Raw genomic sequence first — 13,758 nt, forward strand, 5'->3', positions numbered from 1 at the left:
ATCAATCCTGCGAGTGCCCACACAGATTGTCTGATAAATTGTTAAAGAGCATGCCGCGATTTACTGCGGCGCGGGCTGCGTATATTACGCTTTCCGCATTGTCAGTCAAGCATTTATTTTCGCTTAACTCACTGGTTCGTATGATTTCGAACCTACTCAACCCGGCGCTTCGTAAGCCGTTGTGCCGTGTCAGTGGAGGCGCATTATAGGGAGTTCCCGGAGGCTGACAAGTACTAATTTCAAATAAAATTCCGAGTGCTGATTTTTTCAGCTAAAAGTCGCTAAAGCGCCAGTTTTTCGAGCAACGGGAAGCCATAACGCTGCAAAACGGGTGATAACTGACCCGCTTCGCCATCCAGCGCCGTACAGAATGCGACATTCTGCTGCGAGGAGTGCACTTCTGGCGCTTCATGCTCCAGCAGCCAGACGGTACGTCGGGCGATTGCCGCACCGGAATCAATCAGACGCGTTCCTTCAGGCAACACCTGCTGCAGCTCTTCGCGCAGTAAAGGAAAATGCGTACAGCCTAAGACGACCGTGTCCGGTGGCTCAGCCATCCTCAGCCACGGCTGAACAATACGGCGCACTTCATCCAGTGCAACCTCCGCACCGTGGAGCTTCGCTTCGGCAAGTTCCACCAGCTCTGCCGATCCCAGCATCTCAATGTTGCAGGAACCGGCAAACTGCGACACCAGCTCATGGGTATAAGGACGGCGCACCGTAGCACGCGTTGCCAGTAATCCCACCACGCCATTACGCGTCAGGCGCGCGGCCGGTTTAATTGCCGGCACCACTCCCACCACAGGAAATGCAAAACGTTCACGTAAAGCGGGTAATGAAACTGTGCTGGCCGTATTACAGGCGATGATGACCAATGAGAGAGGGTAGCGCTGCGTAATAGCCTCAACGATAGCGACCACCCGCTCCACGATGAAGGTCTCGCTTTTCTCACCGTAGGGGAAGCCCGCGTTATCGAAGGCATAGAGATAATGCAGGTCCGGCAATAGCTGACGGACCTCGTCATAGACAGAAAGCCCACCGACGCCGGAATCAAACACCAGCACGGTAGGGCGCAAATCAGAAGTTGTAGCTGCCGCTGAGGTAATACTCTCGTCCTGGGGTCTGATAGCCATACACTGTCTCGTAATCTTTATCGAACAGGTTGGCAATTCTACCACGAACCGTGAGTTGTGAAGTGACCGGATATGAGACGGCGAGATCCCACAGGCTCACTCCTCCTAACTTCACGCGTCGGCTGGGTGAACTGTTAAAGTCGGTATCATAACGGTCGCCCAGATAATGGTAGGTGACTGACCAGTCAAACTCATACAGCGTCCAGTCGAGCTGATACTTCACCTGCTGCTTAGCCCGGCGAATGAGGGGCTGATCGGTGCTGCCATCCCGCGCATCAACATAATCATAAGAGAACTGATGCGTCAGCGGCCCGGTATCAAATCCGGCGGTGGCTTCAACGCCTTTAATACGCGCCTGCTCAACGTTGTGGTAGCGGAAGGTCTGCGGATCGCCTTCAATCAGGTTATCGATATCATTGCGATAGCCCGACACGCGCCAGTTCACCGGCCCGCTAAGGCCTTCAAAACCGCCTTCCCACTGCTTACTTTTTTCCGGGTCGAGGTCGCGATTACCATAAAACGGACTGTAAACCTGCGACAGATTCGGTGCTTTAAAAGCCGTGCCATAAGAGGCGAATGCGCGGTAACCAGAGATGAACTCCCATGACGCCGCCGTCTGCCAGGTGTTATGCCAGCCGAACTGATTGTTATCGTCACCGCGTACCGCACCTTCAAGGGTGACACTGCCAACCTGCTGCTGGCCGGTCAGGTAGAGGCCGGTGTTACGCTGCTCATAGCCCTCTGACAAAGTGTTCGTGCCCGGCTCAGTCGTCTCTTTCTGCCAGTCAACACCGGCGCTGACGGCGCCCTGCCCCACCTGCACCGTGTTGCCCCACTGCAGGTTGTACTGGGTGACATCATCAAAGGTGGATGCAGCGCCATAGCGGCCATTGCGCGGATCGTAGTTAATGTCTTTAGTATGGCCGTAACTGGCGATGAGCTGGGTAGAGTATATGTCACGGTTGAAGCGTAACCCGGTGTCCCAGGTCTGGCTGTAGAGCTGACGGGTATCCGCCAGACCGATGATATTAGTGAAGCTGTCATCATAAGTGTATGACCCGTCGTAGGCGGTAAGGTTATCAAATCCATAGCCGCGCACAAAACCGCTGAGTTCATCGCTGAACTGATGCTCAAGGTTGCCATACAACGTTTTGCTCATGAAGCCGTCGCGATCGTGCTGCGCCGGACCATAGTCATTGGGATAGCCCGCCACCACGTCATACCCTTTGGTATAGGTGTAGTTGCCAGCCAGGGTCAGCTTTGTCGCATCACTCAGTTTCTGCTGGGTGGAGCCATCGTATATCTGATAACCATTGGACCCCATGCCCGCCGTCAGCGTGGCGCCCGGTTGCGATCGACCTGTAATGATATTCACCACGCCGCCAATCGCATCAGAACCGTAAACCGCAGACCGCGCGCCGCGAACATATTCGATGCGCTGCACCAGCGACAGAGGGATCTGGCTGAGGTCAGACGAACCGCTGATACCCGCCTGATTAAGCCGGATACCATCAATCAGGATCAGCACATGTCGGGACTCGGTTCCCCGGATAAACAGTGAACTTTGCTGCCCCAGTCCACCATTCTGTGCGACATCGACACCCGGCAGACGCCGCATCACATCCGTCAGGCTTTTGGCCTGCCAGCGATCAATCTCATCACGCGTGACGACGGTGGTCGGTGCCAGCACACCTGAAACGGGTTCAGCAAAACGGTTGGCGGTAACGATTTGCGTATCATCATTTCCCTGCGCAAAACCGTTTTGCGTCCAGAGGGAAATCGCCGTTGCGCTCAGCGCGAACAGCGATGCAGTTTTTTTAGTCATTTTTAATCGCATCCATAAGACGAAGCAGGATGCCGCGGGCCGACAATCAATAGAACGCGATGATTGAACGAGTAGCGACGTTACACCGGCAGGTCTTCGGGCTGGGAACCATAAGTGATGATGACTTCCCATCCCGCAGGACAGTGTCTGCACTTGCACACATCACGACATTCCTTACCGCTGCGCGTCAGCTCCAGATTCACACTGGATTCCCTGGTAACTCGGGCTTGAGGCCGGCGCTTGCAGTCTACGGAGTGGAGATACGGAAGTCCAGACTGCTAAATATCTTCTCGCTGCAGGACTGGACATCAGCAAGTGAATGCCTACAATCGCCCGCTGGTAAGCTATTAATCAGGATTGCTCATGACACCCGAACATCTCCCCATTGAAGAGTATGACGCACAGCTGGCGGAAAAAGTCAGTCGTTTAGAGACGATGATGACGCCGTTTGCTGCGCCCGACGTGGAGGTGTTCCGTTCGCCGGTCAGCCACTATCGGATGCGCGCTGAATTTCGCCTGTGGCACGACGGCGATGATATCTATCACATCATCTTTGATCAGCAGACTCGCGAGCGGATCCGTGTTGATCAGTTCCCGGCGGCCAGCCAGCTGATCAACCAGCTGATGCCAAAGATGATCGCCGCGATCCGTGATAACCGCACTCTGCGTCATAAACTGTTCCAGATCGATTATCTGTCGACCATGAGCAATCAGATTGTGATTTCCTTGCTCTATCACCGCAAGCTGGATGATGAGTGGCAGCAGGCAGCTGCTGCGCTGCGTAACCAGCTGCGCGCGGAAGGGCTGGATGTGCAGCTGATTGGCCGTGCGACCAAAACCAAAATCTGTCTGGATCGCGACTTTGTAGACGAATGTCTGCCCGTGGCGGGTCGTGAGATTATCTATCGTCAGGTCGAGAACAGTTTTACCCAGCCTAATGCGGCGATGAATATTCAGATGCTGGAGTGGGCGCTGGATGTGACGCAGGATTCACAGGGCGACCTGCTGGAGCTTTATTGCGGCAATGGTAACTTCTCGCTGGCGCTGGCGCGTAATTTCCGCCGCGTGCTGGCGACAGAAATCGCCAAACCCTCTGTTGCGTCGGCGCAATACAACATTGCCGTGAACCAGATTGATAACGTGCAGATCATTCGCATGGCAGCGGAAGAGTTTACGCAGGCGATGAATGGCGTACGCAGCTTTAATCGTCTGGAAGGGATTGACCTGACCAGCTACGAATGCGAGACGATTTTTGTTGATCCGCCGCGCAGCGGCCTGGATGAAGAGACGGTGAAAATGGTGCAGGCCTATCCGCGCATCCTTTACATCTCCTGCAATCCGCAAACCCTGAGCGACAATCTGCAGACGCTGTCAGAAACGCATGAGGTAACGCGGCTGGCGCTGTTTGATCAGTTCCCCTATACCCACCATATGGAATGCGGCGTTCTGCTGACGCGTAAAGCGTAAACAAAAACGGGAACCCTGAGGTTCCCGTTTTCATATATTCCTGATGATATCCCTACTGATTACGCTTGCGCTTAAATCGCGTCGCAATCCAGAACACCAGCGCAACCATCAGAACGGTAGGGACAAAGTTGGAGCCAATGTCCGGGTATTCCGCCCGCACCAGCGCGCTATACACCAGAATCCCCAGCAGGAAAAACGCCGCCGCCAGACCTGGCATGCCGTCCGGCATGTTGGTGTTGAGATAACGCTGATGCAGACACCAGGCCGCCAGACCCAGCGCAATCAGCGGAAAAATCGAAAAGGGAACAAAAGCGCTGAACAGCACAGAAAACGAGCCGTTAATCGCTAAGCCGGTAATAAAAGCCAGTGCCAGAGTGCTTTTATCGCGGATACCTGGGTGGGTCATGGACGGATCCTTACTCATTGCTCTTCGGGTTTTTCCAGGGTAACCACCAGTCGTTCCTGCTCACGGCGATACCAGTAATAAGCGCCTTTGGCGATCATACGCAGCTGCAGCACCAGCCGATCCTCAAGCTTACGTCGCTGCTCAGCATCAACATCCAGTGCTTCTGCACCGGCGCTGAAAACAATGGTCACCATCGCTTCAGCCTGCGCTTCGGTAAAACTACGCGGCATGCGATTTTCGACCTCAAGATAATCGGCCAGTTCAGCGATGAAGTGCTGAATTTCACGCGCCACGGCGGCACGAAAAGCGGCAGAGGTACCGGAACGTTCACGCAGTAACAGGCGAAAAGCGTTGGGGTTGTTGCCGATGAACTCCATAAAGGTCGCCACCGACGTTTTAATGATGCTGCCACCTTTGGCGATACGCTGGCGCGCCTGACGCATCAGCTGTCGCAGCATCAGCCCGCTTTCATCCACCATCGTCAGACCAAGCTCATCAACATCCTTAAAATGACGATAAAAAGAGGTAGGTGCTATTCCCGCTTCACGGGCAACTTCCCGCAAACTCAGACTGGTAAAACTGCGTTCGGCGCTGAGCTGACTGAAAGCTGCTTCAATCAGTGTACGTCGTGTACGTTCTTTTTGTTGCGCTCTGACGCCCATGCTCTCTGCCTTTAGCGGTATTGAGTGGGCACTATAACAAAATTTTCAGCGTACAGATTGGCAATCTTTGTCACCGCCTGTGAACCTCACTCTTTGTCAAAATGTGATGAAAATCGCTGATAGAATTCAGAAGTGCGCGACGAGATGTTAGAATCTCGTTGTAAAAATGTATAAATAATAGGACGTATCGGTATGCAAAAGTCTTACGATTACGATGCCATTGTGATTGGCTCAGGGCCCGGCGGTGAAGGGGCGGCGATGGGGCTGGTAAAACAGGGAGCGCGCATCGCCGTGATCGAACGCTACCACAACATCGGTGGCGGTTGTACGCACTGGGGCACCATCCCTTCTAAAGCCCTTCGCCACGCCGTCAGTCGCATTATTGAATTCAACCAGAACCCGCTCTACAGCGACCATACCCGACTGCTTCGCTCCTCTTTCGCCGACATTCTCAATCACACTGAAAATGTGATCAGCCAGCAGACAGCCATGCGTCAGGGCTTCTACGAGCGTAACCGCTGTGAACTTTATCAGGGTGATGCGCATTTTGTTGATGCCAATACCATTGAAATTGAGCAACCCGATGGCACGCGTGAGACGCTGACGGCAGAGAAGTTTGTTATTGCCTGCGGTTCACGACCTTATCATCCTGACGATGTCGACTTTACCCATCCCCGCGTTTATGACTCTGACTCTATCCTCAACCTGCACCATGAACCGGGCCACGTCATTATTTATGGTGCGGGTGTAATTGGCTGTGAATATGCGTCCATTTTCCGTGGCCTGAACGTCAAAGTTGACCTGATTAACACCCGCGATCGCCTGCTAGCGTTTCTCGATCAGGAGATGTCTGACTCCCTCTCTTATCACTTCTGGAACAGCGGCGTAGTCATTCGTCACAACGAGGAGTTTGAGAAGATCGAAGGCGTGGAAGATGGCGTGATCATGCATCTGAAGTCCGGCAAGAAAGTGAAAGCAGACTGCCTGCTTTACGCCAACGGCCGTACCGGTAACACCGATTCACTGTCGCTGGAAAATGTCGGTCTGGAAGCGGATGGTCGTGGCCTGCTGAAAGTGAACAGCATGTATCAGACGGCTCAGCCGCACATCTATGCCGTGGGTGACGTGATTGGCTATCCAAGCCTGGCCTCTGCCGCCTACGATCAGGGCCGTATTGCCGCGCAGGCAATTATCAAAGGAGAAGCGTCAGCGCACCTGATTGAAGATATCCCGACCGGCATCTACACCATTCCGGAAATCAGCTCTGTAGGTAAAACCGAGCAGCAGCTGACGGCGATGAAGGTGCCTTACGAAGTGGGTCGCGCGCAGTTCAAACATCTGGCGCGTGCGCAGATCGTCGGCATGAACGTGGGCAGCCTGAAGATTCTGTTCCATCGCGAAACGAAAGAGATTCTGGGGATCCACTGTTTTGGTGAGCGTGCCGCCGAGATTATTCACATCGGTCAGGCGATCATGGAGCAGAAAAATGGTGGCAACACGATTGAGTACTTCGTGAATACCACCTTTAACTATCCGACCATGGCTGAAGCTTATCGCGTTGCCGCGTTAAACGGCTTAAACCGCCTGTTTTAGCGTAGCGTCGAAATAGTGGGCCATGTGGGTTTTAATCGCCTCTGCCAGCTGTTCATAACGGCTGCGCAGAGGTGACCCCGGACGATAGACCAGCGCAATCGTACGCTGTGGCACCGGTTTGTAGCAGGGAAGATAGCAGACGCCATCGCGGACGCGTTCCGGCGGGACTGCCAGCGCTGGTAACAGCGTAATTCCGCTGCCAGCCGCCACCATATTACGCAGCGTCTCAAGACTGGTCGCGCGGAAGTGGGTATCTTCATCCGCACCCGCCTCAAAGCAGAAACCCATCGCCTGGTCACGCAGACAGTGCCCGTCTTCCAGCATCAGCAACTTCTCGCCAGCCAGATCGGACATCGGTACGCGATCGCGATCGCACCACGGATGATCGGCATAGACGGCCAGCTTCATCGGCTCATCAAACAGCGGCACTTCGATAAAGGCCTGACTCTCTTTGACCAGCGCGATAATCGCGCAGTCCAGCTTGCCGCTGTCGAGCTGAGACAGCAGCTGCTGCGTCTGCGCTTCGTGCAGGTACATCTCCAGTTTCGGGAATGTCTGGTGCAGCGTCGGGATAATCTGTGGCAATAAGTAAGGCGCGGTGGTCGGGATGAGGCCGATATGCAGCGGACCTGACATCGCTTCCCCTTGCTGACTGGCCATCTCTTTCAGCACTTTCACTTCACGCAGCACCGTTCGCGCCTGATCCACCAGCAGCAGACCTGCCTGTGTGAACAGCACTTTACGGCTGGTGCGCTCCAGCAGCATCACACCCAGCTCATCTTCCAGCTTACGGATCTGCCCGCTTAATGTTGGCTGACTGACATGACACGCATCCGCGGCACGGCGGAAATGACGGTGTTCAGCAAGCGAAACCAGATATTCAAGATCACGAATATTCATTATTACCCTCCAAACCACGATAGCCCGTGGCGATAGATAGAATAGCAATGAACGATTGGCCCTATCAAGGGTGGTTAGGAATAATGCGCGCATCAAATGGAACACGGCAGGTCAGGAGCAAAAAATGTTTGCAAGTCAGGAAGGTAAAGCGATTCCATCAGTCACTTTTCACACGCGTCAGGGCGATCGCTGGGTAGATGTCACCACAGAAGCGTTGTTTAAAGACAAAACGGTAATCGTTTTTTCACTGCCGGGTGCATTTACACCGACCTGCTCCTCCAGCCATCTGCCGCGTTATAACGAATTAGCGGGTCTGTTTGCCCAACAGGGCGTGGACAGCATTCTGTGCGTCTCGGTGAATGACACCTTTGTGATGAACGCCTGGAAAGCCGAACAGCGCGCAGACAACATTACTTTTATTCCTGATGGCAACGGCGAGTTCACGCGTGGCATGGAGATGCTGGTTGAGAAAGCCGATCTCGGTTTTGGTCCGCGGTCATGGCGCTACTCGATGCTGGTGCGTAACGGCGTGGTAGAGAAAATGTTTGTCGAGCCGAACAAACCTGGCGACCCGTTTGAGGTCTCCGATGCTGACACCATGCTGCGCTATCTGGCGCCGGAGTGTAAAGCCCAGGAGTCGGTCTCCATCTTTACTAAACCTGGCTGCACCTTCTGCACTCAGGCAAAACAGATGCTGATGGATCATGGTATTCAGTACGAAGAGATTGTGCTGGGGCAGGATGCGACAACCGTGAGTCTGCGTGCCGTTTCAGGCCGGGCGACGGTGCCGCAGATCTTCATGGGTGGTCGTCATATTGGCGGCAGTGAGGAGCTGCAACACTACCTGCTGTCAGCGTAAAGAATCTGAGCGTCGGCCGGGAGAGCAGGCGCTTTGATGATGTGCCTATAAAAAAAGTAGTAATTCTGAAGCTAGAGGTTGGCGGGCATTTAATGTGCCCGCTTTTTTTACCTGCTTAGCAGCTGACATGCACTTTTTCAGATCCCGCAATTATCACACGGAAAATAGTCAGATTAACTGGATGCTCCATAATAATGCCAGATAATAGGTAAGAACCCGCAACTTACACGTACCCAAATCTCTGGGAAATTCCCTTTAGAAAAAACCTCACCCACGAAATAATATAAATAAAGTTGACTCACTAAAATTACCATACTGCAACTCATGTAAAAATACGCACAGTGAATATAATTTTCACTTATTCAGACTGAAAACCACTAAAATAAAGATAAAATACCGCCAGTGCGTAAAATGGAAATTATGCTATATACCACCATCCATCATTCGGTTATTTTTGACTTCGTCGGACAACTTTATATGTTCGGACATAAACCCTATTCTATTTAGAAATAACTTTTTGAGGGATATAATTATGCGTACTTTGTCTTATGAAGAAACAAATGCAGTGAGTGGTGCTGACCTGCAAGGTGCAGTTATCGGCATGGTAGATGGCGCAGCAACAGGTATGGCAATTGGGGGTAAATGGGGTGGTGCAGGTGGCTTCATCGTTGGTGGTATATCACAGCTTTTTGGTCTGATTATTCCAACCATCATGGGTGGTGTCGCAGGCTTAGTTATCGGCGCTGCCACCGATACCGCTTCAGTGCAAAGCCTGCTTGCAGATTATCGTTCCACTTTCGGTCCAGGTAACGTTGATCACGGCGGCACGATCGGCTAATCCGCGCGCCTGTTAACTCTTCAGGGCGAAGCCGGGTCTGATTAATTTATTTCTTCGCCCTTTTTTGTTTCCTATTGAAAAATAAAAAGGTATCGTGCATGAGAGCATTATCGATCAATGAATTTCAATATGTCAGTGGTGCGTCCGTTATTAATACTGAAACCTGGGCTTATATGGATCAGGTGCTGAGTAATACCTTAGATGGGGCATCTACTGGCATGGCGATTGGTGGAAAATGGGGTGGCGCAGGTGGCATCATATTTGGCGCTATATCTCAACTGGTTGGTCTTATTGTCCCCGCAATAATGGGCGGCATATTGGGCATGGTATCCAGCATTACGATAGGTTACGAGGCGACAGGGCTGTTACTGAATGATTATCGGGAAAAGTTTGGCACGGATTAATTTTTTTTAAAAAAAATAAAGACTACCGGTAATAGCAACTGATGTTGGTTTTCGCCCAAAATCTTAGTGCGGTTGAATAATCAGCGCACCCAGCTGTTAATAATTTCGCAAAAGTAATGCCTTTTACCTGACATTAAAATAACGGGCAAAGCATTAACTCTGCCCGCTTCTCAATCACGCCAGACGTTGCTTTGCGTCACCAATGGCACGCGCAACCTGCTGCGGCGAAACACCGCCCTGCGCATTACGCTTATCCAGACAGGATTGCAGCGCCAGGATCGGATAAACATCCTCGCCAATTACCGTACTGAACTGCTGCAACTGCGCCAGCGACAGCGCTTCCAGCGCCACGCCCTGCCCGATGGCAGCCACCACCACTTCCCCGACGATATGGTGTGCTTCACGGAACGGCACGCCTTTAGCGACCAGATAGTCAGCCAGTTCGGTGGAGTTTGCGTAACCCTGTTCAGCGGCTTCCTGGCAGCGCGGACGTTTAACCTGCAGGCCATCCAGCACCAGTACGGACATATGCAGACAGTCGAGCCAGGTGTCGAGCGCGTCAAACAGCCCCTCTTTGTCTTCCTGCATATCTTTGTTGTAGGCCAGCGGCAGACCTTTCAGCGTCATCATCATGCCGGTCAGTGCGCCCTGCACCCGACCACACTTGCCGCGAATCAGCTCCAGCGCATCCGGGTTTTTCTTCTGCGGCATCAGCGAGGAGCCAGAGGTGACTTTATCTGACAGCTCAATAAAGCCCGCTTCGCCGGTATTGAAGAAGATCATATCTTCGGCAAAGCGCGACAGATGCACCATGCCAATGGCAGCATCAGAGAGCAGCTCCAGCACGTGATCGCGATCTGATACGGTATCCAGGCTATTACGTGTGGCAGAAGCAAAGCCCAGCCAGCCAGCCAGCTGCTGACGATCGATCTCGTAAGCGGTACCAGCCAGAGCGCCACAGCCCAGCGGGCTGACATCAAGCCGCTTCAGGGTATCCTGCAGTCGGCTCTCGTCACGCGCCAGCATTTCAACGTAGGCCAGACACCAGTGCGCAAACGTCACCGGCTGCGCGCGTTGCAGGTGGGTGTAGCCCGGCATCACCGCATCCTGATTCGCTTCTGCCGTCACCACCAGCGCCTGCTGCAGTTCGCGGGTCGCACCCAGTAACGCCTCAATCTGCACTTTGCACCACAGTTTCAGATCGGTCGCGACCTGATCGTTACGGCTACGGCCGGTGTGCAGTTTTTTGCCCAGCGCACCGACTTTATCGATCAGCTTGCCTTCAACCCAGCTGTGGATATCTTCGGCGTCGCTCTGCAGGATCTGCTCAGGATTCTCACGCACGTCATCCAGTAACGCATTCAGCGCGGCTTCCAGCTGCTGCTGCTCATCCTGAGTCAGAACGTTGACCGTCACCAGCGCTTTGGACCAGGCAACAGAGCCAATAATGTCCTGCTCTGCCAGGCGGTAATCGAAGCGCAGCGAGTCATTGAACTGTTTAAAACGCTGATCCGCTGCCTGAGTAAACCGTCCACCCCAAAGTGCCATGTGAAAACTCCTCTGAATCGTTAAACAAGAGGCGGCATAAATGCCGCCTCTGAATTAAAACGGTGAGGCGAGGCGCACCCCGCCTGAAAATTACTTCTTCTGCTCGTTCAGGGCGCGAATGCGTGAAGAGAGCGAGAACAGACGGATAAAGCCGCCCGCGTGACGGTGATCGTAGACTTCATCTTCACCGAAGGTAGCGAACTCTTCTGAGTAAAGGCTGTTCGCGGAACGCTTCTGGGTGGCTGTCGCCTGACCTTTGTAAAGCTGCAGCACCACTTCACCGTTAACCTCTTCCGCCAGCGATTCGGCAGCAGCCTGAATCGACTTACGCAGCGGGGCGAACCAGCGGCCGTCATAAACCACATAAGACATCTCGTGGCCCAGCTGCTCACGCCATTTGAAGCTATCGCGATCCAGCACCAGCTGCTCAACCGCACGCAGCGCATTCACCATAATGGTGCCGCCCGGGGTTTCGTAGCAGCCACGGGATTTAATGCCCACCAGACGGTTTTCAACAATATCGATACGGCCAACGCCATGTTTTGCGCCCAGCACGTTGAGTTTTTCCAGACACTGGAACGGACTCAGTTTTTCACCGTTAACCGCCACAACCCGACCTTTCTCAACGGTCACGGTCACTTCTTCCGGCTGGTCAGGTGCTTCCAGCGGATCGACAGTCCAGACCCAGCAATCTTTGTTCGGTGCGTTGGCCGGGCTTTCCAGCACGCCGCCTTCGGTGGAGATGTGCCAGGCGTTTTCGTCGCGGCTGTAGATTTTTTCCAGCGACGCAGTGGTCGGAATGTTGCGCTCTTTCAGGTAGTCCAGCAGTGCTTCACGTGAACGCAGGTTCCATTCACGCCACGGTGCCACCACTTTCAGCTGCGGTGCCAGCGCGGTGTAGGTAGTTTCGAAACGCACCTGGTCATTCCCTTTACCGGTTGCGCCATGACACAGCGCATCCGCGCCCACTTTCAGCGCCAGCTCAACCTGCGCTTTAGCGATGATAGGACGCGCCATTGAGGTGCCCAGCAGATAGGTGCCTTCATACAGCGCACCGGTCTGCAGCACCGGATAAACGTAGTCGCTGATGAACTCTTCACGCAGGTCAACCACGTGACATTCAGATGCGCCAGACTGCAGCGCTTTCTTCTCCACACCTTCCAGATCGCCACGCTCCTGACCGATGTCTGCCACGAAAGCGACCACTTCACAGCCGCCGTAGTTCTCTTTCAGCCATGGAATGATGGCTGACGTATCAAGACCACCGGAGTAAGCCAGAACGATTTTTTTGATGTTTTGCGTTTGCATTTCGTAATCCTTGAATCAGAGTCGTTAAGCGAGAATCCGGGTGCCAATCGACACGCCGTTAAACAGGTCAGGCAGCCGCTCAGCGTGACGCCAGCTGGCAATATCCACCGGGCGGCCCAGCGTACGTGCCGCATCCAGCGCAGCGTGTACTTTCACAATCATGCCGTCGGTAATAATGCCCTGGGTAATCAGCTGCTCGGCTTTATCGGCGGTCATCTCTTCGATGCGCTGACCTTTGCCGTCGAGAATACCACTAACGTCTGACAACAGAACCAGATCAGCGCCCAGCGTCGAGGCCAGTGCGGTCGCTGCCTGATCCGCGTTGACGTTCATCAGGTCGCCGCTGTCAGTAATACCAATCGAGCTGACTACTGGCATATAACCGGCCGCCAGCAGGGTGTTCAGCAGCGCCGGATCGCCCGGCGTTGCGTGGCCAACATGGCCGAGTTCTTCATCAAACGGGGCAACATTGACGATGCCTGCATCGCCCAGGCAAAGGCCTACCGCGTTAATGCCCGATTTTTTTGCCCAGGCCAGCAGCGTTTTATTCGCGGTTCCCGCCAGCGCACCCGTGATGATGTCGATCTGATCGGCCGGGGTGACGCGCAGGCCATTTTTCTTCATCACCGGCAGCGCCAGCTTTTTCATCAGTTCATCAACCAGGCAGCCGCCGCCGTGGACGATGATCAGCGGACGCTGATGAGCGCTACGATAGTTAAGCAATGCTTCAAACAAGCGCGACAGCGCTTCTTCGCTGTCTAACAGCACACCGCCCAGCTTAATAATCAATGGATTGGTCATGGTTTAGTTATCCG

General features: G+C 53.7%; 13 protein-coding genes and 1 riboswitch. Of the genes, 5 read left to right on the forward strand and 8 right to left on the reverse strand.

The features are described 5' to 3' along the window. Positions 1-281: 281 nt before the first annotated feature. Both murI and btuB read right to left on the reverse strand, forming a co-directional pair. A complete protein-coding gene (gene murI, locus IBT54_RS18780; RefSeq protein ID WP_061061088.1) occupies positions 282-1,133 on the reverse strand; it encodes a glutamate racemase in 852 nt (283 codons plus the stop codon). Next, positions 1,078-2,958, reverse strand: a complete 1,881-nt coding sequence (gene btuB, locus IBT54_RS18785; RefSeq protein WP_201252740.1) for a TonB-dependent vitamin B12 receptor BtuB — start codon at positions 2,956-2,958, stop codon at positions 1,078-1,080. The genes murI and btuB overlap by 56 nt, the downstream gene beginning before the upstream one ends. Before the next feature lie 69 nt (positions 2,959-3,027). Next, positions 3,028-3,211: riboswitch (cobalamin riboswitch) on the reverse strand. Between the two features lie 110 nt (positions 3,212-3,321). Between btuB and trmA the strand changes: the two genes are divergently transcribed. After that, positions 3,322-4,425 carry a tRNA (uridine(54)-C5)-methyltransferase TrmA gene (gene trmA / locus IBT54_RS18790; protein ID WP_201252741.1) on the forward strand — a complete coding sequence of 368 codons (1,104 nt, stop codon included), beginning with the start codon at positions 3,322-3,324 and terminating at the stop codon, positions 4,423-4,425. Positions 4,426-4,477: 52 nt separating this feature from the next. Here trmA and IBT54_RS18795 read toward each other — a convergent pair whose 3' ends face one another. Continuing rightward, a complete protein-coding gene (locus IBT54_RS18795; RefSeq protein WP_013359448.1) occupies positions 4,478-4,831 on the reverse strand; it encodes a YijD family membrane protein in 354 nt (117 codons plus the stop codon). 14 nt (positions 4,832-4,845) lie between these two features. After that, complete coding sequence (gene fabR, locus IBT54_RS18800; RefSeq protein ID WP_201252742.1) at positions 4,846-5,493, reverse strand: HTH-type transcriptional repressor FabR; 648 nt, start codon at positions 5,491-5,493, stop codon at positions 4,846-4,848. Between the two features lie 192 nt (positions 5,494-5,685). Between fabR and sthA the strand changes: the two genes are divergently transcribed. Next, the gene (sthA, locus tag IBT54_RS18805) at positions 5,686-7,086 is read left to right on the forward strand and encodes a Si-specific NAD(P)(+) transhydrogenase (protein ID WP_013359450.1); all 1,401 of its coding nucleotides are present in this window, start codon (positions 5,686-5,688) and stop codon (positions 7,084-7,086) included. On the opposite strand, the gene oxyR is transcribed toward sthA, so the two are convergent. Beyond that, positions 7,069-7,986, reverse strand: coding sequence for a DNA-binding transcriptional regulator OxyR (oxyR, locus tag IBT54_RS18810; protein ID WP_013359451.1), 918 nt, complete (start codon positions 7,984-7,986; stop codon positions 7,069-7,071). The genes sthA and oxyR overlap by 18 nt on opposite strands. Positions 7,987-8,110: 124 nt before the next feature. Here oxyR and IBT54_RS18815 point away from each other — a divergent pair, with 124 nt between their 5' ends. From IBT54_RS18815 to IBT54_RS18825, 3 genes are all read left to right on the forward strand, one after another. Beyond that, positions 8,111-8,845 (forward strand): glutathione peroxidase, encoded by a 735-nt coding sequence (locus IBT54_RS18815; protein ID WP_033734438.1) that lies wholly within the window; start codon positions 8,111-8,113, stop codon positions 8,843-8,845. A 532-nt stretch (positions 8,846-9,377) separates the two neighbouring features. After that, positions 9,378-9,683, forward strand: coding sequence for a hypothetical protein (locus tag IBT54_RS18820; protein WP_013359453.1), 306 nt, complete (start codon positions 9,378-9,380; stop codon positions 9,681-9,683). A 98-nt stretch (positions 9,684-9,781) separates the two neighbouring features. Beyond that, positions 9,782-10,087: a hypothetical protein gene (locus IBT54_RS18825; protein WP_049788880.1), complete on the forward strand. Its 306-nt coding sequence runs from the start codon at positions 9,782-9,784 to the stop codon at positions 10,085-10,087. Positions 10,088-10,261: 174 nt separating this feature from the next. Here IBT54_RS18825 and argH read toward each other — a convergent pair whose 3' ends face one another. The 3 genes from argH to argB form a co-directional block, all read right to left on the reverse strand. Then, entirely contained in the window at positions 10,262-11,635 is a 1,374-nt protein-coding gene (argH, locus tag IBT54_RS18830; RefSeq protein ID WP_147789966.1) for an argininosuccinate lyase, read from the reverse strand. 90 nt (positions 11,636-11,725) lie between these two features. After that, on the reverse strand, positions 11,726-12,943 hold the full coding sequence (locus IBT54_RS18835) for an argininosuccinate synthase (RefSeq protein ID WP_022624925.1): 1,218 nt from the start codon (positions 12,941-12,943) through the stop codon (positions 11,726-11,728). Between the two features lie 24 nt (positions 12,944-12,967). Next, the gene (gene argB / locus IBT54_RS18840; RefSeq protein WP_013359456.1) at positions 12,968-13,744 is read right to left on the reverse strand and encodes an acetylglutamate kinase; all 777 of its coding nucleotides are present in this window, start codon (positions 13,742-13,744) and stop codon (positions 12,968-12,970) included. Positions 13,745-13,758 lie beyond the last annotated feature (14 nt).

Source organism: Pantoea sp. S62 (assembly GCF_016658625.1).
Classification (GTDB): domain Bacteria; phylum Pseudomonadota; class Gammaproteobacteria; order Enterobacterales; family Enterobacteriaceae; genus Pantoea; species Pantoea vagans.